21 protein-coding genes are annotated in these 24,862 nt (G+C 62.7%); 11 read left to right on the top strand and 10 right to left on the bottom strand.

The window, feature by feature from the left end:
• Positions 1 to 98: 98 nt before the first annotated feature.
• Positions 99 to 446: a hypothetical protein gene (locus AC5RVS_RS02810; RefSeq protein WP_494107021.1), complete on the top strand. Its 348-nt coding sequence runs from the start codon at positions 99 to 101 to the stop codon at positions 444 to 446.
• A 100-nt stretch (positions 447 to 546) separates the two neighbouring features.
• A complete protein-coding gene (locus AC5RVS_RS02805; protein ID WP_494107020.1) occupies positions 547 to 2,544 on the top strand; it encodes an ATP-binding protein in 1,998 nt (665 codons plus the stop codon).
• Positions 2,545 to 2,775: 231 nt separating this feature from the next.
• On the opposite strand, the gene AC5RVS_RS02800 is transcribed toward AC5RVS_RS02805, so the two are convergent.
• The 6 genes from AC5RVS_RS02800 to AC5RVS_RS02775 all read right to left on the bottom strand — a co-directional run bounded on the left by AC5RVS_RS02800 (position 2,776) and on the right by AC5RVS_RS02775 (position 9,724).
• The gene (locus tag AC5RVS_RS02800; protein ID WP_494107019.1) at positions 2,776 to 4,386 is read right to left on the bottom strand and encodes a hypothetical protein; all 1,611 of its coding nucleotides are present in this window, start codon (positions 4,384 to 4,386) and stop codon (positions 2,776 to 2,778) included.
• A gap of 231 nt (positions 4,387 to 4,617) precedes the next feature.
• Entirely contained in the window at positions 4,618 to 5,202 is a 585-nt protein-coding gene (locus AC5RVS_RS02795; protein WP_494107018.1) for a recombinase family protein, read from the bottom strand.
• 25 nt (positions 5,203 to 5,227) lie between these two features.
• Positions 5,228 to 6,559 carry a hypothetical protein gene (locus AC5RVS_RS02790; RefSeq protein ID WP_494107017.1) on the bottom strand — a complete coding sequence of 444 codons (1,332 nt, stop codon included), beginning with the start codon at positions 6,557 to 6,559 and terminating at the stop codon, positions 5,228 to 5,230.
• Positions 6,560 to 7,431: 872 nt separating this feature from the next.
• Positions 7,432 to 8,637 carry a relaxase/mobilization nuclease domain-containing protein gene (locus AC5RVS_RS02785; RefSeq protein WP_494107016.1) on the bottom strand — a complete coding sequence of 402 codons (1,206 nt, stop codon included), beginning with the start codon at positions 8,635 to 8,637 and terminating at the stop codon, positions 7,432 to 7,434.
• On the bottom strand, positions 8,634 to 9,239 hold the full coding sequence (locus tag AC5RVS_RS02780; RefSeq protein ID WP_494107015.1) for a plasmid mobilization protein: 606 nt from the start codon (positions 9,237 to 9,239) through the stop codon (positions 8,634 to 8,636). The genes AC5RVS_RS02785 and AC5RVS_RS02780 overlap by 4 nt, the downstream gene beginning before the upstream one ends.
• A gap of 98 nt (positions 9,240 to 9,337) precedes the next feature.
• Positions 9,338 to 9,724: a helix-turn-helix domain-containing protein gene (locus tag AC5RVS_RS02775; protein WP_494107014.1), complete on the bottom strand. Its 387-nt coding sequence runs from the start codon at positions 9,722 to 9,724 to the stop codon at positions 9,338 to 9,340.
• Between the two features lie 205 nt (positions 9,725 to 9,929).
• On the opposite strand from AC5RVS_RS02775, the gene AC5RVS_RS02770 reads away from it, so the two are divergent.
• The 5 genes from AC5RVS_RS02770 (at position 9,930) to AC5RVS_RS02750 (ending at position 17,194) form a co-directional block, all read left to right on the top strand.
• Positions 9,930 to 10,445, top strand: coding sequence for a helix-turn-helix domain-containing protein (locus AC5RVS_RS02770; protein WP_494107013.1), 516 nt, complete (start codon positions 9,930 to 9,932; stop codon positions 10,443 to 10,445).
• A complete protein-coding gene (locus tag AC5RVS_RS02765) occupies positions 10,442 to 11,638 on the top strand; it encodes a tyrosine-type recombinase/integrase (RefSeq protein ID WP_494107012.1) in 1,197 nt (398 codons plus the stop codon). Before AC5RVS_RS02770 ends, AC5RVS_RS02765 begins: the two co-directional genes overlap by 4 nt.
• Before the next feature lie 182 nt (positions 11,639 to 11,820).
• A complete protein-coding gene (locus AC5RVS_RS02760; protein WP_494107011.1) occupies positions 11,821 to 13,566 on the top strand; it encodes a DUF262 domain-containing protein in 1,746 nt (581 codons plus the stop codon).
• Positions 13,563 to 15,863 carry a DUF262 domain-containing protein gene (locus AC5RVS_RS02755; RefSeq protein ID WP_494107010.1) on the top strand — a complete coding sequence of 767 codons (2,301 nt, stop codon included), beginning with the start codon at positions 13,563 to 13,565 and terminating at the stop codon, positions 15,861 to 15,863. Before AC5RVS_RS02760 ends, AC5RVS_RS02755 begins: the two co-directional genes overlap by 4 nt.
• Before the next feature lie 425 nt (positions 15,864 to 16,288).
• Positions 16,289 to 17,194 carry a DMT family transporter gene (locus tag AC5RVS_RS02750; protein WP_494107009.1) on the top strand — a complete coding sequence of 302 codons (906 nt, stop codon included), beginning with the start codon at positions 16,289 to 16,291 and terminating at the stop codon, positions 17,192 to 17,194.
• A 3-nt stretch (positions 17,195 to 17,197) separates the two neighbouring features.
• Here AC5RVS_RS02750 and AC5RVS_RS02745 read toward each other — a convergent pair whose 3' ends face one another.
• Both AC5RVS_RS02745 and AC5RVS_RS02740 read right to left on the bottom strand, forming a co-directional pair.
• A complete protein-coding gene (locus AC5RVS_RS02745; protein WP_494107008.1) occupies positions 17,198 to 18,037 on the bottom strand; it encodes a glycosyltransferase family 2 protein in 840 nt (279 codons plus the stop codon).
• A gap of 126 nt (positions 18,038 to 18,163) precedes the next feature.
• Positions 18,164 to 19,177: a hypothetical protein gene (locus AC5RVS_RS02740; protein WP_494107007.1), complete on the bottom strand. Its 1,014-nt coding sequence runs from the start codon at positions 19,175 to 19,177 to the stop codon at positions 18,164 to 18,166.
• Between the two features lie 119 nt (positions 19,178 to 19,296).
• On the opposite strand from AC5RVS_RS02740, the gene AC5RVS_RS02735 reads away from it, so the two are divergent.
• From AC5RVS_RS02735 to AC5RVS_RS02725, 3 genes are all read left to right on the top strand, one after another.
• Positions 19,297 to 19,839, top strand: coding sequence for a peptidylprolyl isomerase (locus AC5RVS_RS02735; RefSeq protein WP_494107006.1), 543 nt, complete (start codon positions 19,297 to 19,299; stop codon positions 19,837 to 19,839).
• Positions 19,840 to 19,900: 61 nt separating this feature from the next.
• Positions 19,901 to 20,758 (top strand): rhomboid family intramembrane serine protease, encoded by an 858-nt coding sequence (locus AC5RVS_RS02730; RefSeq protein WP_493988401.1) that lies wholly within the window; start codon positions 19,901 to 19,903, stop codon positions 20,756 to 20,758.
• A gap of 641 nt (positions 20,759 to 21,399) precedes the next feature.
• Positions 21,400 to 22,575: an NAD(P)-dependent malic enzyme gene (locus tag AC5RVS_RS02725; RefSeq protein ID WP_493988402.1), complete on the top strand. Its 1,176-nt coding sequence runs from the start codon at positions 21,400 to 21,402 to the stop codon at positions 22,573 to 22,575.
• A gap of 85 nt (positions 22,576 to 22,660) precedes the next feature.
• On the opposite strand, the gene AC5RVS_RS02720 is transcribed toward AC5RVS_RS02725, so the two are convergent.
• Together AC5RVS_RS02720 and AC5RVS_RS02715 are read right to left on the bottom strand one after the other, a co-directional pair.
• A complete protein-coding gene (locus AC5RVS_RS02720; protein ID WP_494107005.1) occupies positions 22,661 to 23,653 on the bottom strand; it encodes a magnesium and cobalt transport protein CorA in 993 nt (330 codons plus the stop codon).
• A 6-nt stretch (positions 23,654 to 23,659) separates the two neighbouring features.
• Positions 23,660 to 23,911 (bottom strand): cell division protein CrgA, encoded by a 252-nt coding sequence (locus tag AC5RVS_RS02715; RefSeq protein WP_493988404.1) that lies wholly within the window; start codon positions 23,909 to 23,911, stop codon positions 23,660 to 23,662.
• Positions 23,912 to 24,180: 269 nt separating this feature from the next.
• Here AC5RVS_RS02715 and AC5RVS_RS02710 point away from each other — a divergent pair, with 269 nt between their 5' ends.
• Complete coding sequence (locus tag AC5RVS_RS02710; protein WP_493988405.1) at positions 24,181 to 24,825, top strand: aminodeoxychorismate/anthranilate synthase component II; 645 nt, start codon at positions 24,181 to 24,183, stop codon at positions 24,823 to 24,825.
• The last annotated feature ends 37 nt before the right edge of the window (positions 24,826 to 24,862 follow it).

Here is a 24,862-nt window from a genome sequence, read left to right as displayed (position 1 = left end):
TGCGGGACGGAACTTTAGGACGCGAATCGGTCTGCCTTCAGTAGCCCAGCAGCGAGTGTTCTTCGCTCTGCTCCTTGGCCCGGATAGACTCGCCGAATATGCTTGATCAGCCGCAGCGCCCGGTCGCGGGCCGGTCTGCCGAAGCGATTGGAGTGGCCATGGGGCTGTTCGATGTCTTCCGAAACAAGTCCTGGGAAGAGGATGACGCCTATCACGGAGACACACCTCCGTGCCCGCGCTGCGGGACATCCTTGACCAAGCGCTACGTGTACTCCGAGATGTACTGCGAGAACTGCAGGTACGGGCTTGACGATGAGGGCGATGACCACAGCGGTGAGTCCTTGAGCGTGTACGACGCTGCGGACATCTGGGCGTCTCACGGGAAAGATGACGACTACACCTTCGGTTACTCCGAGGCTGCGCTCGAAGAGGCTCTGCGCAGCTGACCCACCTTTACGGGGTATCCACGATGGATGCGTCGTGTTTGTGTCGTAGCTCCTGACCACGGTCACGACGAGTGTCGCCGTCTACTGGCACACTGAGGTCATGCCTCGAATTACCCTCACCGCTGGAAACGACTTGGTCCAGCGTCTCGCTGGTGAGACTGATCCGGTACGAGCGGTCATCGAGCTCATCTGGAACAGCCTTGATGCTGACGCCAACGAAGTGTCGGTTACTCTCGACCGCAATGCCGCTGATGGCATTGTCGGCGTCACCGTTCGCGATGACGGCCTCGGTATGAGCCCGGAACGAGTCGAGCAAGACTTTAAGTGGGTAGGGAACTCCTGGAAGCTTGGTGCGCGCGTTACCGAGCGTGCGAAGCGGCCTCTGCACGGCAGGCTGGGTCAGGGGCGTCTGCGCGCCTTCGCGCTGGGAACCCGCATCACATGGGAGACCGTCGGTCAAGACGCAACGGGTGCGTTCAAGAAAACTCGTGTGTCGTCGACGATTGACCACCGCAATGACTTCTCGGGCCCCGATCCCGTCGATGCCCAAGGACCGACCTATACGGAGTTCCGAGCTGAAGGTCGAGACTCACTTGGAAGGCTCGAGGGAGACTCTGCGCGGCCGCGCATCGGTGCTGCCCTTGCTCTGCATCTGCTTACTTTCCCGACGATCGACGTCTCGTATGACGGCGTGAAGATCGACCCCGCCGCGAGCATCGAGCGCGAGACGACGCACGAGCTGAGCTGGTCCTATGACGGTGTTGAGCACCAAGCCGCGCTGAAGGTCGTTGAGTGGCGGGATGTGAAAGGCCGGACGCTATATCTCTGCGACGAGAAGGGCGTTCCGGTCGATGAGACGCCAATCGGGCGCTTCGCCGACTTCAACTTCGCCGCCTACGTGATGTGGGACAGCATGGCGCAGCATGCCAACGAGGTGCTGCTCGTCGATATGGAGCAGGAGACTTCATTGCTCGGTTCCCTGATGCAGGTCGTGGACTCTACTCTTGAGGATCACTTCGAGGCTCGCCGCGCTGAGCAGCGTCGCGAGCTCGTTGACCGCTGGAAAGAGACCAAAGCATACCCTTACGAAGGCGATCCCACCTCGGACGAAGAAGTGGTCGAGCGAGCCACCTTCGATGTCGTGGCAACCGCTGTACGCCGGCATATCCCCAAGAAGCGAGGTCAGGAGAAGCTGACGCTGGGGCTCCTCAAGGACACGCTCCAGCGGAACCCCGATGGAGTGAAGACGCTTCTTGATCAGTACGTCGGGCTCACCGAGGGCGAGAGTGAAGAGCTCGATCGACTGCTTGAGCGCACGCCGCTCTCACGGCTGATTCGGGCGACTACGGACGTGACCGACCGCCTGGACTTCCTGAGCGCTCTTCGTGAGATCGTCTTCAATCCCGAAACCAAGGGGCTTGTCAAAGAGCGAGACCATTTGCACAAGATTCTGGAGCGCGAGAGTTGGGTGTTTGGGGAGCAGTTCAACATGATGAGCTCGGAGATAGGTCTCACCCGAGCGCTCGAGCAACACCTCAGCATGCTTGGGCGTGAGCGGGAATCCTTCATGAAGGTCACGAAGACCGACGGCAGTCAGGGCCGGCTCGACCTGATGTTCTCGCTGGCGGCACCCGAGCACGAAACGAAGCGGCACCTCGTTGTAGAGCTGAAGGCCCCATCTGTGGTTGCGTCGTATAAGGAAGCCAACCAGATCAAGGGCTATGCGCGCGCCATCGTCGAGGATCCACAGTTTGCCGGCACTCACACCGTCTGGGACTTTGTGCTCGTCGTTAACGACTACAACAACGATGTGCGGCGCGACATCAATCAGCGTGGTCGTGAATCGGGGCTGCTCGATGAGTCCGAGCTCGACCCGAACTCCCCGCTGCGCTACAGAGTCTGGGTGCGTCGCTGGTCTGAGATCCTCGAGGTCGCCGACCAACGCTTGCTCTATTACAAGCGCGGCCTGCAGCACGATGCTTCACTCCTCGACGTGAAGCGATATCTACAGGAACACCACGCAGACGTACTGCCGGAGGGGCTGTTCTCGGAGGAAGGCGCCCGAGCTAGATCGGGGTCCTCCTCTCTGGTCTCTTAATCTGCGGCGACGTCTGCCAGTGGCTGCACGCACACGATGAGCGCAAATCACAGGTTTCTACCTGCCTGAACTCGATGGAGTTCCGTCATGGAATATCGTCTGCGAACCAAGGCAAGAAGTAGTCACTAGCGCGGCAGGAGAGGGAGCCGTGAAGGGCTGCGAGTGACATTGCGGCCTCGGCCTAGGGCTGCCTTCGAGGACGACTGGTCGTGGTGGCCACCCGGGCTCATATCAGAAGGTGAAGCGGCTCGTTGCTGTCTCCATGACCAAGCTGTCATTGGCGATGTATGCCGCCGTGCGGGGTTTGGGTAGCGCAATTATCCTGCCCTCGAAGCGGTCAAGGTCGAAGACGGCGCAGGCAGTCCGGGTATCCATGAGGACGTGACTGCCGAGAAGCTGGGGAAGGCCGCCTGCATCGATGAACGTGCAGTCCGCCTCTCCACTACCCCGGCCCGCCCGGAAAAAGAACGAGCCGGAGCCGCCTGAGATGCCTTCGTTGGTCTCATGCAGAACACGCGGCACCCACGGTAGGACCCACGAATCGATGAGCTCACCAGTGAACGATAGATGCAGCAGCAACCCTGAGTAAGCGCCGATGTACAGTCCTTGGCCATCGGCCGCCAACTGCACGAAGTAAGCCCAGTCAGGTTTTGACGACGAGGCCAGAAACGAGCCATAGACCTCAGAGGTCCTCTCGTCATCCAAGTGGAAGGCAGCGATGACGTCCCCGTCGAACGAGTAGACGAAGACCTTGTTAATCACGCTGACTACGAGGCGCTCTGTAGCCAGCGAAGCGTGAACGGACCGGACGGCTGAGGACGTCTTCAGCCCCCTTTCTCCGAAGCTGCGCAACGTACCCCTTACCTCAGGTGTCGCAAAGAGACTGAGCGCCAGCACCTGTTCGGCATCGGGGGTGTAGATCCGCGCGACTGAATCCCGGTCAAAGGAGATGCCGCAGTCCCCTTGGGGGTTTGACCGGAGTCGGGCATAGTAATCGAGATCCACAATCGGCCCCGGCGACCCGTCTGGGTTGAGCACAGCCGTGGGGACGCAAAGTGAGCCGTCGGTTCTCTTGTTGACCGTTACGGCTTGAAGCCATGTCCTGCTCCCGACGGACACTGACTCCGACTTGCGCGTCCTCCTCAATTCCTTCGGCACCGGGGTCTCTTCCGGCGCGGCCAGAGGCCAGTTGTCAAGGGACGGGACACGCTCCGCCGGAACGTCCCAGATCCGGTCTTTCAGGTGCTCCGGCCGCTTCAGCAGTACCGACTCAGCGAGGGGTCTTCCTTTCCGGAAAGCTACCGGTTTCGGAGCTGGAGGGGCCGGTTCGGGGGTGCTGCGGTGAAAGAAGACTTTCTGACCCTGGGACTCCACGTTCAGGATTTTCGCGTCACGCATCGCGCGCCACACGGACCGGAGCCGGACCCGGTCTTCGGGTGAGAAGACCCTGCGGACCTCTTTGATGTCGGTGACCTCGTTAGCCGCAACCATCTCAGAAACGGTCTTGACGATGCGGAGGTATTCGGCACTGCACGGCTCTGATTCCTCCGCACCGTATAGGCCGCAGAAGCTGTCGAGTACTTCCAGGGAACCCATATCTGCGCGGACCGCGGCAAATGCAAAGGCTTCCTGGCTAAGAAGCGGGTAGAAAAAGTAGGTGGTGACGCCTTGGGCCCTGTCATAATCGGACACCTGCCGGTCACGGAGCTCCCGCCAGTACGCAGGCATCCGGGAAGGATCCTTCTCCGCGGCCGGTATCTCGGCTGGCATGAGGCTGACGGCGCGATGGAATGCGGCCGCAGCGGCGGAAGGCTTGGAAGCATCCAGCGCGGCTTGCACCATTTCCCAACAATTCCAGTACGGATGAAGTGGCGTTTGATCCCCAGTCGTAGTCACAGGCCCATTCTGGCAGATGAACGGTGAGGGACTGGATTTGTCGATTTCGGACTCAGCCGCGCGGTTCTCTAGCGTCTCGTAGACATCTCCTAGATGAGACGAGACCTGTTCACCGGCGTTTTGCCGGTGAACGGGTCTCGGAATGTTGTCTCAGAAGGTTCAGCCTCGGGTTGGGGTTTACGAGACGCCGGCTGCCGATCGGTGCCGGTAGTAGGTCGCCTTCGACCACCCGACCGTCCGGGCGGCATCGACGACTCCGAGTCCCTCGGAGCCGATGAGGTGCTTCACCGTCCGGAGGTTCAGCGCGACCTTCTCGGCGTCCGGGGCCGGACGGCCGAACTTCACGCCCCGGGCCTTGGCTGCATCGACGCCGGCCTGGACGCGTTCCTGAATGAGTTCGCGCTCGTACTCGGCGAAGGTCGCCATGAGGCTGAGCATCAGACGGCCCTCACGGGTAGACGGGTCAATGCCGTCCGAGAGAGACCTCACCTCAACTCCCCGGTCGAGGAGGTCCTTCACCGTCGTGATGACGTCGATCATCGACCGTCCAATGCGGTCGATGCGCCACACGACGAGTTCATCACCCTCGCGGAGCCGTCCGTCGAGGTTCGTCCATCCCGAGCGGGACCTGGCTTCCTTGGAACCGGAGACCTGGTCGGAGAAGATCTGCTTCGCACCAACGCCGACATCAATGAGTGCCCGGCGCTGAAGGTCGTCGTCCTGCTTGTCCTTGGTCGATGTGCGGGTGTAGCCGTACTTCATGATGGCTCCTTTCTGGGAAAGTTGGTCAGGACGCTGCCTGGAGTTGGTCGCGCCAAGCTTTTTTAATGTCGGGACGCGGTGACGGAAGGGTGATGAGATCGGGGTAGCCGGAGTACGTCCTTCGCAGACGCAAGGCCCATTCGAAAGACTGCTGATCGCCATCTGCCGCATGGTATTCGGGGACGGCGAGCTGCCGGCCTACTGATGAGATATCGCGGCGGTGGTCCATGATGTCCTTACGAATTTGGGGCATGATCTCCTCGATATCGGCGTCATCAGGCTCAAGGCACAGGGCAATTTCTGCATATGCCAGCACCGCCCCCAGATGTGTCAGCTTTCCGTCCTCACGAACGTACTCGGAAGAAGTCAGGCCGAGCTTTCTTGCATAGCTGGTTGCGTGGGAACTGCGAGTCGAACGAGAGCCCCTGACCTTGTTCAACATTGCGATCATGTCGATCAAGTCTTCACGCTCGCGTTCGGCTTCTTTGGCGGCAACACGTTCCTGGTACTCGGGGGTGGCTTGCTCTGCTTTGAGTGCGGCTTCGCGAGCTGCATGTTCCTCGGCCAGCTGACGGGCCTGTGCTTCGCGTTCAGCCCGCTCAGCGGCCTCCCGCTCAACAGCGGTCTGGCGCGCCTGCTCGGCCTGTTCTGCGGCGAGGCGCGCCCGCTCGGCCTGTTCTGCCTGTTCGGCTTGCCGGCGCTCCTGGTAATCCCTGAGCTCGGTTGCTTCGGCGTCCTGTTGCTTCCACTCGGCTGCCTGGCGCTCCAGACCGGCCCAGTAGCTCGTACTCTTGGCCAAGTAAATCTTCTTGTTCTGACGATGTACGTCGCGGGCTGTCAGTTCGCCTGCGAGCACGCGCTGGGAGAAACGGTCGATTACGGTCAGACGTGCCGGGCGCTCAGGGTCGATATTCTCCCGGGCATTGAGTGCATCCACTTCGGCACGCCAGTCCCAGCCCGGTGTCGCGATCATTTCGTCGTCGCTGTACCGGGCCTTGCCGAGCGCCTGCTGATTAGGGTGCTCATGGGTGTTGTACCGGGCGCCCCGTACCATGGCGAGCTTGCCGCGGTCGGTGCCGGGTTCATCCGGGTGGACGATGAAGGGCTCTACGATGACCGGCACCGGGAACATGCGCTGGATCGCCGCAGCAGTGCGCTGGGTCTTCGAGTAGAAGAACAGTTGGCCGTGTCTCTCGGTGCCGGGGTCGCGGTCATGGATCGCGCCGTGTGCCCGGTCGTTCAGGTAGGACATGACGAACTCTTCGATCATCTCCCGGGTCAAGGCGTTGGACACGATGGACCAGCCACGGCAGCGGGCAGGCTTGCGTGCAGTGGAGCGGGTGGTGTTCTTGGACATGTGCTGATGTCCTTTCCGAAACCCCGGTTGCCACCGGAATTTCTCCGTTTTTGGGTGGTGTTGGTGGTGGGCACTGCCCGGATGTACTCACTTTTTCCCTGGCGTACTCACTTTTCTGAAGCGTGCACTCAGTTTTTGTGGAAAAAGTGAGTACGGATCGGAAGGCAGGAAGTGCAGAAATATGGGGAAGCAGGATGCTCAGACGTACTCACTTTTTCGGCTACCAAATCAAGCCGAGTACGAGCGCGCACACGCAGATCCCTGTGATTCCGCTGGTTAACGGAGTCTCGAAGGTGAAACGTACTCACATTTGAGGTGTCGCTATCAGGAGCTGGCTGCCACAGACTTACGCGCGATGATTCCGCGGTACACGTCATCGCCTCTCCTTCCGCCACAGGGGCCACCGCGGCATCCTGGCGACCTTCCATGTAGCGACCAATGAAGCGGTCCACCTGGCTCCGGCGAAGAGCCCGTAAGCGACCACGGACAGACCACTGACGACCGCCAGCCAGCGCCCGATGCCGAGCCATACGCTGCCGTCTACGTCGGTGGCCCATTGCACTCCGGCGAAGAGTCCGGCGATGACCATCCAGATCCCAGAGACGACCGTCGCCGCCGGCAGGAGTGTCAGGAACATTGCGGCAGCTGCCGACCAGAGCTGGCGATCGGCCAGCCTCGCGGTGCCCGCCATGATCCGCTCGGCACGTTCGTTCGCAGCGGTCAGGCTGGCGGTGACGACCGTGGAAGCTTCGCCGGCGATCTGCTCGACTGCCTTTTCGATCTGTTGACCGGCGCGCTTCTCGATGTGCTGAAGTGCCGCTCCGGCGCGGCTGACGAGAGCCTTGTTCTCGTCAGCCTGAACCTGGAGCCCTTCAATCGCCGAAAGCAGGGTCTGGCGATTCCTCTGCGCTTCGAGAATCAAACTCTGCGAGGCGGCGCTGAGCTTCTTTCCGTCGAGACTGCGCGAGAACTCGGCGAGCGTCTTCTCGATCTCGCTCAACCTGTTCCCGATACTCGTGATCTGCTGCAACATGCTGGCGGAGGGCTGTGAGGTCGACGGCAGGGCCTTCTGCAGTTCGTCCTTGACCGACTCCTCGATGATGATCTGCAGATACGTCTTCAAACCGTTCACGGCCTTCGTCTGCGCGTTCACCGCGGCGATGACCTCGGCGTTTGACGGTGCCGACGGAATCGACGGTGTCGAGTTCTGCTGCCCCTGACGGAGCTGGTCCGCGAGTCTCATGAGTGGTGCCTTTCTGCTGGTTCTGCTGGTGAATGTCGAAGATGGCCGTGGCCCCTTCGGCGGTGAACTCCGGTGTAAGAACCGAAGCTTTCTTGCGGCCGAGCTTGCCGTTATCGGAACGGCGCATCTTGTAGCTCCACCCGTCGCGATGGGTAACGGCGAGCGTGATGCCGTGCTCTTCGAGCACCCGTTCGTATGCCTGCTGATTGACCGAGCGGGGATCGGAGAGCGCCATGTAGACCTTGTCGCCGAGGGTTTGTTCGAACCCGCCGGACGTGAAGGCTTCACGGCGGAGCTCCCAGTCGGGCTTGGGCTGCTCGGGGTCGGGGAGCACGCGCAGTCCCTCGTCGCGCATGAGGTCGTCGTTCAGCTGCCGGAGGCCGTGTTTCCAGCTGGTGTAGCGCTGGAGAGACTTCCCCGTGAGGTTGTCGTGATTGGCTACAAGGATGTGCGCGTGCGCGTGGCGACCTGCTGAATCCGCGTGCACCACGATGAGGTAGTCAGCAGTATGCATCCGCTCGGCGGACTTGACCGCGACGTCGCGAACACCGTTGAGTTCGTCCTGGTCGGTGACATCGAACTCGTCGGGAGCGAATGCGAGGACGTAGGTCTGGAGCTCGAGCTTGCGGCCATGCACACGAGCCATCATCTCGGCTCGTTCAATGAACGCCGCCGGCGAGGCATCATGGTCGCCGGCGACAGAGATCGCGAACGCAGCGGCACGGGTCCGGCCGGACTTGATGAGTTCGGCCCGGCGCTCTTTCGAGTTCCCGTAAAGGACGTAATTCACCGCACCTGCCGCATCACGGGAAGACCGGACGTTGATCGTGCTCATGACGATGTCCGATCCCCGAGCGACGCGCGCACGTCATTGACGGCGACCTGCACCTGGCGGAGCAGACCCTCATCGACCGCCGGGACGTTTCCGGAGTGGACGGCCCGCAGGACCTGATTGAGGTTCTGACCGACCCTGCGGAGCTGATCCACAGCCAACGCAAGCTCCGGCTGAGGCGACGCAAGCGCCGCCAGATGCATCCGTGAGATCTCATCCCTGCGGGCGTCCAGAGCATCAAGGACGACCCCGCGCACCCACGCACTCGGCTTGACGCCGAGCACGCGGGCACGGCGCCGGATCGCTTCGCGCTCCGTCTCCGTGAGCCGTACGTCCAACGAGACCCGGCGACGCTCACGGGTAGTCTCGTTGGACGTACGGCTGTGCCTACGCGGGAGGGACAACGGATGCAGGCCAGCAGGGTATTTGTCGGACATTTCGCTGACGCTCATGTTCTCCGAATACCGCCGGCCCTCGTCCTCGGTCGCTACGCTCCCTGCGGGCGAGGGGGTGGTGAGACCCGCTTCGCGGTCATTGGGAGTGGCAGAGGAAGCCTCCGAGAACCCGCTCTTGAGGAGTGAAATCTGCTCCTCGACGAACAGCATTGCGTCCAGGCGCAGGCCAGTCACATGTCGAGATCCGGGCGCTCCCACTTCAACCGGTCTTCTGTTGCCCGTGCCTGGGCTCGTTTGGCGTGCGGCGCTCATCGAAGGCCACTACCGCGGGGTGCGGCATCGGATGCGCGGTTCAGGCGCGTATTGGAAGCAGCGACAGTGCTGGGGACCCGGGTTCGGCCTCCAGCGACGCCGACCATTGGAAGGGCCCTCAGCTGGGGGTTCCCCAGATCACGTGGCCTGTTCTCACGTTCGCGCATCCAAGCATTCAGGTCCTCGGGGTCGATTCGCCAGCGCGCGGCCTTCTCAGGGCCGCCGACGTTGATCGCCCGGAGATCGCCCTTGGCGATGAGCTGGCGGATCCACCAGGGAGTCACGCCTGTCACCAGCGCCGCGTCCTTCACTTCTAGGAGTGCGTGTTCACGGCCGATGCTGTCGAGGATGCTGGACAGGGTGGTATGTACGGTGCATTGCATAACGGTGCCTCTCGGACTTCGAGTGAAGATCCGATGCCCGTACGCGTCCGGCGTACCTCGGCCCCGTACGGCCTTGTGGCCGGTTTTGCTCGCCTCGTTCGAGACGCGCGCAGTTCATTTTGCTGCGCATTGACGGTATGGCTCCGCGGGAGCCTGGCTTTTGTAGTGTATCAAATTGGTAGCAGTTTGTAGTAATGTGTGGTGGGTGAAGACCTCTACAACTCATCCAGAGCTCGATTTGCCGGCAGAGAGCACGATGCTCAAGGCCGCCTATAAGAAATCAGGCCTAACCGTTGCTGACCTCGCATCTGCTACCGGACTAAGCGTCGGGGCCGTGCACATTGCGCTGAACGGCATCCGGTACCGCGACGGCAAGGCCAAAATCGCGATCCCGCCGGACCGCACGCTGGTCAAGCTGGCTTCCGCGCTGCGCATCCACCCGGACGTCCTCCGCGTCCATGACCGCGCCCGCGCGGCCGACCTGCTCGTCGAAGCCAGTCGAGTCGAGTCCGGACAGGAGGTCACCTTCGCATCCGAGCAAGAAGCCCAAGCAGCCGTGGCCGCCCGCTCTGTCCTTGCACGGCAGATCCTCGCAGTGTTCTCGGATGAAGAACTCCTTGCTGAACTCGAGCGCCGTGACCGTAGCGAGCAAATTCTCATGAACCGCCAGGCTGAGGCGGACATCGCCGAGACCCTGACGACCGAAAGGTGGCCACTATGACGGTCCACGACCTCTGGGCAGGCCTGTCCAAGGCTGAAGTCGCGCAGAAGCGTGCACGCAATGCACCGCGCTGGCAAAGGAGATGGCGGGAGGGTGTCGGCCGGGAAGCACCTCAGCGCAAGCAGTCGTACAGAGAACACCAGAAGGCCCAGGCGTACCAGGACGACGCCAACCAGATGGGTCTTCCCAAGGCTCGTGCCGTACGTGCAGGCTCAGTGACAGTGGGAACTCTCCTGGACCGCCATCTGGCTGCGAAGGCAGACCCCGACAGCTCTCCGAACACTGTCAGTACTGATCTTCACCACGCAGCGGGCGTCCGCGAAGCGTTCGGTGACCGCGTGGTTTCGACCCTAGATACCACCGAGATCGAGATCTGGTCGCGGCGCCCTGGCCTGGCTGCATCGTCGCGGAAGAAGCAGGTCGAGATCCTCCGGGCAGCCTTCAAGCGAGGCGTCCACGACAGGCTCGTTGACGCCGACCTCACCGAGGGCATAGTCGTGTCCCTCGGCCACGTGGAACGCCCTTATTGGTCGTCCGAAGAGCTTATGGCCGTCATCACGGCCACACCGAAGGTCGTCGACAAGGCGCTCCTGGGGGTGCTGGGTCTGATGGGAGTGCGTTCCGGCGAGGCCCGGTCGCTGCTTGTCGGACACCTGATCGAAGGCAGGCTCTGGGTAAGGAATTCGGGGTCCGGCACGGACACGACCAAGACCCGGGCCAGCCGACGCAGGCTCCCGGTGCCTGAGGCCGTGCTGCCTTGGCTGCTTGAACATGCCTACGGACGTCCAGTGTCGGCTTATCTGTTCGAGAGCCCCCGCAAGCCGGGCCAGCCGGTCGGGAAACGGTATGTGTACGACGTCGTCACCCGCGGCGTCACCCGGGCGAACTCGGGCCGAGCCGAAAAGATCGCCCGCATCAACGTTCATGGCCTCCGGCACACGTTCGCCGCCATCGCGCTCTCCGAGGCCGGTGGCGACATCCTGTCTGTCAGCCGGGCCTTGGGGCACTCCAAGCCATCGACCACACTCAACGAGTACGGCCATCTGGCTCCCGCGGGACTCGAGCCGCTCATGGGCAGGATCGACGAGCTCGTAGGTGGAAAGGGGACGTCGGCGTGGCGCCAGCCTGATGACCTGTGCCATCCGGATGCGGCGCACGGGATGCTCGAGTTGCGGTCAGCGGCCACCGGTTAGGAATTCCTGGCTCCATTTCCGACTTCGATACACCCTTTCCAAGTGACTTTGCCAAAGTCACGCGGTCAATCTACGGCGCACTTCGGCGACGACGCGGAAAGAACCTCTTTGTCGGTCGTGAAAGGGTTCGGAATCGACCTCAGATCGCACTGAACTCACAGCACTCGAATATGGTGGGGTGCATGGACGCAATCCTTGAGCGACGTGCCGTCGGAGACATCGCGGGATCATTCTTCGTTCCCGCGTACCAGCGCGGCTACCGGTGGGGAACCGAGGAGGTCGGGCGCCTGCTCGACGATATTTGGGCGAGTAACGGCGACCCCTACTACCTTCAGCCAGTCGTCGTGAAGCCGATGGGGGATGGCAGATGGGAGTTGATCGACGGCCAACAGAGGTTGACCACCTTGTTTCTTATATTTCAGTACATGCGGAGTGAGGGCCTACAGAACGCCGGTGCAGGATTCACGATCGAGTACGAAACACGAAGCGGAAGCGCAGATTTTCTGAGCAATCCGACGGAAAAGCGGCGACGCGAGAACATTGACTTCCATCACATATTCGCCGCCTACGCGCACATAGACCAATGGTTCGATCAGTACGGGCACCGTAAGCAATGGGCCGCGAACCGGTTCTACGATTACCTTTTCGAATCCGTCCGAGTGATTTGGTATGAAGCTGCAAAGAACCTTGACTCCATCGCTCTCTTCACGCGATTGAACGTTGGACGGATTCCGCTCTCGGATGCCGAACTCGTTAAGGCCCAATTGCTCGCCAAACTCCAGCATCGTGCGGGTTTCTCTGACCGCAGCGAGCAGACCGCAGCTCAGTGGGACCAGTTCGAACGTGAACTCCGAGTACCGGAGGTTTGGTCGTTCGTGACCACGCTTCGCGAGGATGAACCGACACGAATTAGCCTAATCTTGGATACTCTCGCGGATCGTCGCGGAGGCACACCATCCGGCGGGCACCGGCCGCGGTACTACACGTTCGAGACGCTGCGGCCAATGATCGACGATGACCCGCAAGCATTCTGGGACGACGTGGTTAAGCTGCATTCTCTCATCGTCGGCTGGTACGAGGATCGCGACATCTTCCACAAGGTGGGCTACCTAGTGGCGACCCGTAAACACACGTTCGCGGGCCTCCATGAAGCAGTGACCGGGCTGACTAGGCCCGAACTCCAGGCTGTGCTCGATGAACTCATCGCCAAGCACTTGGACCTCACGGCTGGCCAAGTCGCTGACTTGGACTACCAGAAGTCGGGTTCGAAATGCTCGGACGTCCTCCTCCTGATGAATGTAGAGACAGTCCGCCTGCGATCCGACTCTACCGAGCATTACTCGTTCCATGCGCACTCACGGGGCGTCTGGTCGCTCGAACACATACACGCGCAGAACGCCCTTGACCTCAAGCGCGACGCGAAAGTGTGGACCGAATGGCTTCGGCTTCACCGCGGTGCCATCAGCAACGTTCCGAGTATCGACGAGGACCAACGCAAGAACCTCTTGGCCGAAATCGATGGCGTCCTCGCGGCGATAGCTGACCCTCGGATCGTCGCGTTGGGCACCCAGTTCGATCAGATCAAAGCACTCGTCGAGACTGCGCTAACTGAGGGGAACGCTGAAGGCGACGACGGCGTGCATGCGATTTCCAACCTTGCGTTGCTTGCGAGCGGAGATAACAGTGCCCTGTCGAACTCGACATTCGAGGTGAAGCGGAGGGAGATCATTGGTCGCGACAAAACGGGCTCCTACATTCCCCCTTGCACCCGCAATGTGTTCTTGAAGTACTACACCGACGCTGACCACCAACAGATCCATTTCTGGGGGGTCCAGGACCGGGAGTCGTATCTGGACGCGATTCTCGCGGCGATTCAGCCGTACCTGAGGCGCGACCCTGAGCTGAACGAAGAGGAGTTCGTCGCGTGAAGGGACACAAGACTACATTTGCCGGGATGTTCGGTTACGCGGCGGGTGAAATGCCGAGCGTCGCGCGAATCGAGATTCCCCTCATCCAGCGAGACTATGCGCAAGGTAGACCCGGGGCACTCGTCGAGACGATTCGCCATGATTTCCTTGATGCACTCATCGGGGCGGTTGGAGGCGGCGAACCCTTGGATCTCGACTTCGTTTACGGGGAGATAGAGGACTCGACGCTCAAACCGTTGGACGGACAGCAACGCCTTACGACGCTCTTCCTCCTGCACTGGTACCTCGCGGCCCGAACCGATCGACTCGGTGACGCGGAAGGAATCCTCAAGCTGACGTACGCGACCCGACCGACAGCTGAGCTGTTCTGTCGGCAGCTCGTGAACCCGCAGCATCCACTGACCGACGACTTCGCAGTGCCATCCCAATGGATCACCAACCAGTCGTGGTACCTATATGCATGGCGGCACGATCCGACGGTCCAGGCGATGCTCGTCATGTTGGACGCCATCCACGATCGACTCGGCCATGGGGACCTCGATCTCGGGGTGGCCTGGTCGCGTCTGGTCGACGAGGATCGGCCGGCGGTCTCGTTCTACTTCCTCCCCATCGATGACATGCCTTCCGGAGACGAGCTGTACATCAAAATGAACTCCCGCGGGAAACCGCTGACTGGCTTCGAGACCTTCAAGGCCCGATTCGAGAAGCTACTAGGGGACGAGACCGACGCTGAGAGGTACGACCGCATCATTCAGAAGATCGATGGCGCTTGGACTGACGTCCTGTGGCGGTTTGACGGCGGCGACGACGTCATCGACGACGAATTTCTTCGGTACTTCGAGTTCGTGGTCGACGTGTGCGAGTGGCGGGACGGTGAGACCATGCAAAGCGCGACCCTGCTCGAGCGCACGGAGCGGGCTTTCGGGCCCGCTAATCCAAGCAGTGAAGCGCACCTGGACTTCCTGGAACACGCGTTCGACACTTGGGTGGGTGTTGACGACGTCCGCGCGGTGTTCGCTAGCGTTTTCACAGAGTCGGAGAGCGCACAAACGGCCGCCGACCAGGAAAAGATCCCGCTTTTCGACACCACCGACATCAACCTGTTTGCGGCCTGTTTGCGCCGGTATGGCCTTAAGAGCGGGCGGAACCGTCAATTCTCCTTGGCGGAGACGCTGTTTCTGCTCGCTGTGCTTGTCCATCGGCAGTACCGGACCGATGATTTCGCGACGCGGGTTCGCGTGTTGCGCAACCTCATCGACCTAGCTGATGACGAGGTCCGTGAAGCTCGCATGACCGACCTAGTTCCAGGTGTCGAGCTCTTGATCAAAGGTGCGCCCCTCGAGGAGCTTCGGGGTTTCAACCCCGATCGAGTCCGTGACGAGCAGGCAAAGGAAGCGTTCAACGGCACTGATCTAGAGATAGTGATTCATCGCCTTGAAGATCATCCTCTTCTCCGTGGCCGAATCTTCGCGTTCGATCTTGAACCAGCAACGCTTCCGGCGCGCGCCAAGGCATTCGTACGCGTTACCCAACCGGAGGCGTGGGGACTCTTCGCTGCCGCACTGCTCGCAAAAGGTGACTATGGCTTCGACCTCGGCAACGGGCGTGTCAGACAGTTCGGAACAGGCGCGGTGAACCAGGCGTCTCGATGGCGGGAAGTGTTCTCCCACTCCGGCCGTGGGAGAAACAGCGAACTGCGTTCGGCACTTGCCGATCTACTTGACGAGGTCTCAGCCTCCGACGAACCCACGCTGAGCAGCCTGGAGCGCGCTGCCGCTGAGTTCGTCGCCTCCCGTCGCGCATCAGGCAGGCTCGACTGGCGCTATTACTTGGTCGCCTACCCAGCAATGCGCGAAGGCCAAACGGGGATCTACTACGGCGAACACCAACCCACTCGGGGGATCTGGGGCTACTCGATGTGTATGCTCCGCACAGCCTCGTTGACAGGAAGCGCCCTTTACCGAGACCCTTACCTACTCGCGATTTATCGCGCCAGCGCGGTCGAGGACCGGCTTATCGACCCTTGGTTTCGAGGTTACGAGACGGCGCCGCGGTGGCTTGAGCTCTCGCGGAGCGGCGGCGGCATCCGATGCGTCGAAGAAGGCTTCCAACTGGCAGCGCCGCAGGACGCCGACGCCTCGAGGCGCTTTCACGCTATCTGCCGGGAGTACGGCGCCACAGGTTCGGGGTTCCTCCCCATCCGGCAAATTGAGGTAGACGGAGAACTGATCGATGCGGAGGATCGGGTCGGCGTAGGTGCCGCGCTCATGCGGGCGTTGGTCGAAGCGGGAATCTGAACTCAACAGCCTGCCGCGGTCATCGCCGAGTGCTAGGAGGCGGAGAGTTCCTATCCCGCGAAACGACCTGGCCTAGAATCAGCGGACCTTCTTGAGTGCGACGAGGAAGCTTCGCGCTGCCGAAGATGTGTTGTCGGTTCGCTGGGCGGTGGGATTCTGCCGAAGCGGTATCGAACAAGAGCAAAGCCATGTGCCTCGGACAGGTGCGCCCCAGATGCGCCCCAGTCTGGAAAAAGTTGCTGATTAATCAGCACAAACGGCTCCTGCCACCATGCTTTGCAAGCAGGGGGTTAGGGGTTCGAGTCCCCTTGCCTCCACCGGAGATACGAGGCCCCGATCTGCGGATCGGGGCCTCGCTGCGTTCGCTCCCGCACCGCCTCCGCGACGGGCTGGGGATTTAACCGGCTCGCCCCTACGCTGAAGGTGTGATCATCTTCCTGGCCACGCTGGCTGTGCTCGGCATCTCCGCGTCCGGCCCCATCATGGCTGCCACTGCCGCCCCCGCCCTGGCCATCGCGTTCTGGCGGAACATCATCGGCGCCGTGGTGATGGGAGTACCGTCAGCCATTGGCCGCCGCCATGAGTTCAGGAACCTGACGACGTCGGACATCGGCTATAGCGCGGTGGCGGCCGTCGCGCTGGCACTCCACTTCGCCTGCTTCATCACCGCCTTGCAGCTGACCTCGGTGGCGGCGGCGACTGCGTTGGTCTGCCTGCAGTCGGCGTGGATCGTCCTGTTCAACCGGCTGCGGGGCATTAAGGCGTCCCGGCTGATCTTGTGGGGTGTTGGCCTCGCGTTCGCCGGCGTACTGGTGATCTCCGGGTTCGACCTGCGGCTCTCCAGCGAGGCGCTGTTGGGCGACTTGCTCGGCCTGGTCGGCGGGGCCATGGCCGGGATTTACACGATGGCTGGCAGCCGGGTGCGGCGCCGGCTCTCGACCGGGCCGTACACCACCATCTGCTACGGGTTGTGCGCACTCATCCTGCTGGCCATGGCGCTGGCCTTCGGGCAGCCGCTCGCGGGGTTCCCGCCGGAGGCGTGGGCCGGGATCCTGGGCGTGACCGTGGTTGCCCAGTTGCTGGGACACTCGGTGTTGAACCATTTGCTGGCCGTCTTGAGCCCGCTGGTGGTTTCGATGATCATCCTGTTGGAAATTCCCGGAGCTGCGGCGCTGGCGGCCGTGTTCCTCGGCGAGTCCCTCCCGTGGGGCACCTACGGGGGGCTCGCACTGATCTTGGCGGGCCTGGCCGCCGTCGTGCTCTCCCAGAACCGGGCGAGGGTGCAAGAACGCATCCCGGCGCCGGAAGCCAGCGGACACGGGAGGGAATAACGGCTACAGGCCGCCGCGCGTCACGCGGACCTGCGTCCGGGCCTGGTGGACCCGGCGCAGGAGCTTTGCAGGGTAGTAAACGCTCATGAAAATCAGCATGGGCACGCGCGCCATGCGGCGGTCGATCTTGTGGACGTTGTACGTCCGGTCGAAGCGCGTGACGTAGTACCGGTAGTCCTTGGGCGAGTCTTCCAGCCGCCGGGCAGACATTCCGCTGATCATTTCCGGCACGTACTGGATCCTGAGCGCGTGGTCGGCCAGATGCACGGAGATATCGATGTCCTCGTGCATCTCGTCTGCTTCATCGCGGCAGACCTCGTTGCGGATAATGTCCCAAGCCCCGCGACGGATCGCCATGTTGGAACCGAAGAGGAAGTGGTACTGCTTCTTGGCCAGTTTCAGGACGAAGCGGCGCAGGCGGTCGTCGGCCTGGAGACCGAAGCGCCGCATCGGCATGTCGTAGTACAGCACCGGACCGGTGCACGCCATCACTTCCGGGTCGGCGAAAGCCGCCTGCACACGCTCAACCCAGTCAGGTTCCAGGACGGAATCCGCGTCAATCCGGCCCAGGATTTCCCCGGTGGCATGGTCCAGCCCGAAGTTGCGGGTGGGGATCAGGCCTTGCTCCGCATCCTGCTCAAGCAGGATCAGCGAAACCTCCGGGTATTCGTCCTGCATCGCGCGGACCAGGTCGGCCGTCCCGTCCGTCGATTTATTGTCCACGACTATGATTTCCCACGGTGCCACTGACTGGCACACCGCGGCGTAGATGCATTGGCGGATGACCGACTCTTCATTGAAGGCCGGGATGACAATCGACACGCTGGGCGCAGCACTTCTCACGGCATGAAATCTATCAGCCCGCCCACCGGGAGGCAGGGAAGCCGCGTCATGAGGGGATCGGCCAGGAAAAACGAATGGGAGCTCCCCCACCGGGGAGCTCCCATTACTGAGTGTGCAGAAGGAAAACTACTTCTTGGTGTCCTTCTCGGCGGCAGCGTCGGCAGCTTCGGCTGCCTTCTGGCCGGCCGCGCGCGCGGAGCGGGTTGGAGCGCTGCCGGTCGCCTTGGCCGTGGCAGCTGCGGCTTCGGAACCCTTATCGGCGGCAGGCGTTCCCGCTGCGGTATCCGAGGCGGCGGGGGCTGCAGCGTGCTTGGCTGTTGCGGTGTCGGCAGCCGAGGCGGTACCTGGCGTGGTTGAGGCCGAGGCCGAGGTCGACGGAGCGGGGGTCGACGGAGCGGTGGTCGTGGAGGTTTGACCCGGAGCCGGAGTCGAAGCCGTCGGCTGGACCGGCGTCTTCCACGGATCCTCGACCGGCCGGGCAGCGCGCCATGCCGCCACACCTGCCGTCGCCGCCGCGGCCAGGATGCCCACGATCAGCCACCCTTTGCCGCCACCCGACTTCTGCTGCCTCTTCAACTCCTTGGCCGCCTTCCTGGCGTGCCCGGCTGCTGCCTTCTGGGCTTTCCTGAGGCCCCGCTTGGATCCGCCTGCCTTGATGACGGCGGCCTGGACCGATACGGGCAGCGCGGTCTTATCCAGCGTCTTGGCAACCTGGTCCGCGGTCGCGCCGAGCCGGGCGGAGACGGACGGAATGTACTCGCCGACCACTTTGTCCCGGGCGTGCGTGATGGCGGGGGCGGCCCGGTCCAAGGTTTCCTGAATGCGCGGCGTCGCCTCATCCACAACGTGGGAAATCTTCGGCGCGAGGCTGTCCAATCCATCCTGGATCCTCGGCGTGACAGTGACTACTGAGTGGGAAAGATCCTTGGCGGCCTTCTGCAATCCCCCCTGGATGCGCGGTGAAGTGGTCTCAATCCCCTTTTCGATCCGCGGGATAACCCAGTTCCGCGCGGCTGCCATCTTGGGAGAGGCCCAGTCCTTGGCTGTTCCCACGAGGACAAAAACATTGCCTTCTGCGTCGTGGGCTATTCGTTTGGTCTTCTTCACTACTACCTCCCGGAAATGGTGACGGTCGTTCATCAGCCTACTTCCTGCACTTGCAGACGGCTATGCCGTCGGTGAAACGCGCAGGATTTTCACTCATCGCGGAACCGGCCGCTGGCGGGAACCGACGGGAATCGCCGTGGAAGAATGGTGCCATGACTGCTATCGCTACAGCTAAAGCCACTATCCACACCAACCACGGCGACATCGTGGTGAACCTGTTCGGCAACCACGCCCCGAAAACCGTCAAGAATTTCGTCGGGCTGGCCGCCGGCGAGATCACCTGGAAGCACCCGCAGACCGGCGAAGAGACGAACGCCCCGCTCTACGACGGCGTCATCTTCCATCGCATCATCAAGGACTTCATGCTCCAGGGCGGCGACCCGCTGGGCCAGGGCATCGGCGGCCCGGGCTACCAGTTCGACGACGAGATTAACCCTGAACTGAACTTCAACGAGCCCTACAAGCTGGCCATGGCCAACGCCGGCATCCAGGGGGGCCGCGGCACCAACGGATCGCAGTTCTTCATTACGACCGTTCCCACCACTTGGCTGCAGGGCAAGCACACGATCTTCGGCGACGTCACCGACGAAGCCTCGCGTGCCGTCGTCGACTCCCTCAACGCGGTGGCTACAGACCAGCGGGACAAGCCGCTGGAAGACGTGGTCATCAAGAACATCACTGTCGAGCAGCTCTAAGTTGCCTATTGTCCCCGCCCGGAACCCGGGCGGGGACCTTTTTCCCAGCAGGAGCGCCTTAATGTCCTACGGAATGCCGGCCGAACCGCCGCAGACCGATGTCCCCGTCTGTCCGCGGCATCCGGACCGCGTCTCCTATGTGCGCTGCCAGCGCTGCGGTCGCCCGGCGTGTCCGGAATGCCAGCGCACGGCGTCGGTCGGCGTCCAATGCGTTGACTGCGTCAACGAAGCGGCGCGCAGCCTGCCGACTGTCCGTACCGTCTATGGCGGAGCCGCGGCGGTCGGCCGGCCTATGGTCACGCTGACCCTGATCGGCATCTGCGCCGCTGCCTATTTGCTGCAGTGGGTTGTTCCCGGCTTTACCGAAGAGTTCCTATACGCGCCGGTCTACACCCTTCCGAACCCGATCTACGCGCCGGAACCGTGGCGGATGATCACCTCGGCTTTCCTGCACTCGCCGAACTTCCTCCTGCACATTGCCTTTAACCTCTACGCATTGTGGATCTTGGGCCGGCACCTGGAGCCCTTGCTGGGGCGGCTGAGGTTCCTGGCGCTGTACCTGCTTTCCGGCTTCGGGGGTTCGGTCGGCGTGCTCCTGCTTTCCGCCCCCAACATCCCCGTGGTTGGCGCCTCCGGGGCGATCTTCGGTCTGTTCGGCGCACTGTTCATCGTGCAACGCCAACGCGGCGGCGAGGTCAAATCGCTGTTGGTGCTGATCGGCATCAACGCGGTGCTCGGCTTCGTTGTCTCCGGCATTGCCTGGCAGGCGCACTTGGGTGGACTGCTGGTCGGCGCCTTGTCCGCCGTGGTGCTGGCCTACGCGCCGAGGGGGAAGAAGCGGAGCATGGTCCAGTTCACGGGGCTCGGCGCCATCTTGCTGGTGCTGGTCGCGGTCACCGCCCTGAGGGCGCTGACGTAACCCAGGAAGGCTTCCGCCAAGGGCGGGCAGGAACAGTGTCCTACGTGGACGCAGTACCTGCCCGCCCTTCCTCTTGTCCCCCTGTACGGATTCAACCGCACGCTGTCCCCATCCTGTGGGCGAACTGTGGAAAGATCTGATTCCACATCCCGGGTGAAACGATGTTATCCACAGCAGTTATGCACAGTGAGGATAAGTTACACACATGTAATTCCACAGGTGTGGATAACGCGATGACAGTCGACAAATGGCTGAGGAGGGAGTAATCCCCAAAGTTATGCACGTCTGTGGATAACTTCGGTCTACAACTGTGAAAACGTGGACAACTAAGGCTGCAGCCCCTGCAGGCAGGCAAGCACTACAGTGGAAATGCGAAACAATCGGCCGACCGAAGACATATGCAGACCCTGCGGCCCGGCCGTCAGGTAGCCTAAAAATCCGGTCCCCTCGCTCGACCAGCCACGGGGCCCGCGCGGCCGTCCCGGAACCCAGGCGATAGTCGGAACGAATGCGCCGCGCCCGATGGCCTCGAGAACGGCCGGCCGCGGCCTCTCGGAGGACCTGCTTCCTGTCGGGCCTGTCCCAGGCCGGGCCACTCATGCGCCCTCCCGTGAAGGGAAGGAACAACAGAAGGAAACTACGTGACTACCGAAACTGGCAACTCCGCACGAATCGACCTCACCCGCGAGGAGATCTTCAGCGCCCACGAGGGCGGCAAGCTGCAGATCGGCCTCACCGCCCCGCTGGAGACCAAGCGGGACCTTTCCATCGCCTATACACCGGGCGTGGCCCAGGTCAGCCGTGCCATCAACGCGGATCCGGAAATGGCCGGGAAATACACGTGGGCCTCGCGCTTGGTGGCAGTGGTCTCCGATGGCACCGCGGTGCTGGGATTGGGTAACATCGGCGCGGCTGCCTCGCTCCCGGTGATGGAGGGGAAGGCTGCCCTCTTCAAGCAGTTTGCCGGCCTGGACTCCATTCCGCTGGTACTCGAGACCACCGACGTCGACGAGATCATCGAGACCCTGGTGCGGCTGCGTTCGAGCTTCGGCGCCGTGAACCTCGAAGATATTTCGGCGCCGCGCTGCTTTGAGCTCGAAGCCCGTCTCATCGAAGCCCTGGACATGCCGGTCATGCACGATGACCAGCACGGCACCGCGGTCGTAGCCCTTGCTGCGCTGACCAATGCCGCCCAGGTGGTCGACCGCGAGCTGGCGTCGCTGAAGGTGGTGATTTCCGGGGCGGGCGCGGCGGGCATCGCCGTCGCCGAAATCCTGCTGGCCGCCGGGGTTGCCGACGTGACGCTGCTGGATTCGCGCGGCATCATCCACAGCGACCGCGGCGATTTGACCGGAATCAAGGCCGCCTATGCTGCCCGCACCAACCCGCGCGGGGTGACCGGCGGCAGCGCGCAGGCGCTCGACGGGGCAGACGTGTTGATCGGGGTTTCCTCCGGCACGATCCCGGAAGAGACGTTGGAGAAGATGTCCGACGACGCCATCATTTTCGCGCTGTCCAACCCGGATCCGGAAGTACACCCGGATACGGCCGCGAAGTTCGCGAAGGTCGTGGCGACCGGCCGCAGCGATTTCCCCAACCAGATCAACAATGTCCTGGCTTTCCCGGGAATCTTCCGTGGCGCACTGGACGCCGGTGCCCGCCGCATCACCTCCGCCATGAAGGTCGCGGCGGCGGAGGCAATCGCCGGTATCGTCGGGGAAGACCTCGCGGCCGACTACATCATTCCCAGCCCGCTGGACCCCCGGGTCGCCCCGGCCGTTACCGCTGCCGTGATGGCCGCGGCAGACGCCGGCTGACCGTCCGGCGGCCGCCGTCCTGCCAGGAGCCCGTTCCCGTATCCAGGGCGCGGGCTCCTGCCCCATCTGCCCCGGCGGGCAGGCTTCAGAGCCACCTGTTGCGCCGGAAGAACCAGTAAAGCCCGAGGGCGGTCAGGAACATCAGGACCAGCGACATCGGGTAGCCCAGCGGCCAGTCAAGCTCCGGCATCACGGTGAAGTTCATCCCGTAGACCGACGCCACCAAAGTGGGGGCGAAGAGTATGGCGGCCCACGACGAGATGCGCTTGACCTGTTCGTTCTGCGCAACGCTGGTTTCGGTGAGTTTCTGCGCCTGAAGGGTGGAGCTGAGGCTCAGGGCGTTCTGCAGGACGGCCCGGAAGGCGTCGACGCGCTCGTTCAGCCGGATCACATGGTCCTCGACGTCACGCAGGCCGCGGGCCACCTCAAGGTCCAGGGCAGGATCGTCGGTGCCTCGTTCGAGGACGGTGATCATGCCCTGCAGCGGCTGCAGGGCACGCTGGAACTCGATGACCTCGCGCAACAGTTCGTAGATCCGTCGTGAAACGTCTGGATCGCCGCCGAAGAGCTGGTCTTCGATCTCGTCGATGTCGTTCTCCAGGCCGTACACCACCGGTTCGTACTCATCGACGACCTGGTCCAGGACCGCGTAGAGCGCCGCCTGCGGTCCGGTTGCCAGCAAATCGGGCACGGCCTCCATCCGTTGCCGGACGTGCGCCAAATCCGGCGACTCCGCGTGCCGGACGGTGATCAGGAAGTCCCGCCCCATGAAGACGTGCAGTTCGCCGAACTCCACTTTCTCCGTCTCGTCGATGTAGCGCGCGGGCCGGAGTACGGTGAACAGCGTGCGGCCGTATTGTTCCAGCTTGGCGCGCTGGTGGCCCCGCAAGGCGTCCTCCACGGCCAAGTGGTGCAGGTCGAACTCCGCTGCCACAGCGGCCAGCTCCGGCTCGCTCGGCCGGTAGAGGCCAATCCAGGCCATGCCCGCGTACCGGTGCAGTTCGCTGAACGTCTGCTCCAGGGTTTTGGGCGTGGCGGCACGGACGCCGTCGACGTAGATGCCGTTATCGACCAGCATGACTGCCTACGAGCGCCACCTGGTCGTCATCAGGAAGCCGGCGATGGCGATACCGAAACCGATCATGATGTTCCACGACCCTGCTGCCGGCAGCGGCCAGGCCCCCTGCGTGATGTAGAAAACGATGATCCACAACAGGCCAATGATCATGAGGCCGAACATGACCGGTTTGAACCAGACGGCGTTGGGCTTATTGCCCTTGGCGGTCAATTCCTCGGGACGCCGTTCGGTCCTCTTGCGGCGCTTCGACTCGGGCACAGATCCTCCGGGGCATAAAGGGGTGGTTGGCACTGCCTGACCGGGGCCGCAATCTCCATGCGAGTCCGCCGCCGCCGGCCGTCTAGCTGTTTAGTCTAGCCAATGTATGTGACGTTCGCCGCCGCGCATTTGCCGGGATCACCGCGCGGGACCGATCATGGAGTGAGTGCTGCTGAATTGCCGCTTGGCTCCTGGTCCCCTGACGGGGCGCCGGCCGGCTCCCGCAGCCTCCTGTCCCGGAACAACTCCACGATTGGCACGACCGTCACATGAGCAAGACTCCGCGCATCCTCGTCGTCGACAACTATGACAGCTTCGTCTACACCCTGGTCGGTTACCTCCAGGAACTCGGCGCGGAAACGACTGTGGTCCGCAACGACGACGTCACCCTCGAGGAGGCGGTGGAACTGGCCGCGGCCCGCGACGGCGTGTTGGTCTCCCCCGGCCCGGGAACGCCGGCTGAGGCGGGCATCTGCATCGAGCTGATCCGTTGGTGCGGCCGGGAAGCGAAGCCCATGTTCGGCGTGTGCCTGGGCCACCAGGCGCTGGCCGAGGCCTATGGTGCCACCGTCACCCACGCTCCGGAATTGATGCACGGGAAGACCTCCCACGTGACGCACGGCGACCAGAACGCCTTCGTGGGTGTGCCGAACCCGTTCACGGCCACCCGCTACCACTCGTTGGCAGCCGTGCGCAGCACCATCCCTGCCGAGCTGGAGATTACCGCGGAGACCGACAGCGGAGTCGTGATGGGGCTGGCGCACCGGAGCGCGCCCCTATGGGGCGTGCAGTTCCATCCCGAATCGGTGCTGACCGAAGGCGGCTACCTGATGCTCGGCAACTGGCTGGAGTCCCTCGGTGCGGAGGGCACGGCCGAACGCGCTGCCACGCTCAGCCCACTCATCACCCACTGAGCCCTCCGGGACGGGACCGCCCCGGAGGGCCGGTCCC

Source organism: Arthrobacter sp. Y3221048, from assembly GCF_059092685.1.
Note: the sequence above shows the minus strand (reverse complement) of the source record. Positions and strands in the feature narration are given on the sequence as shown.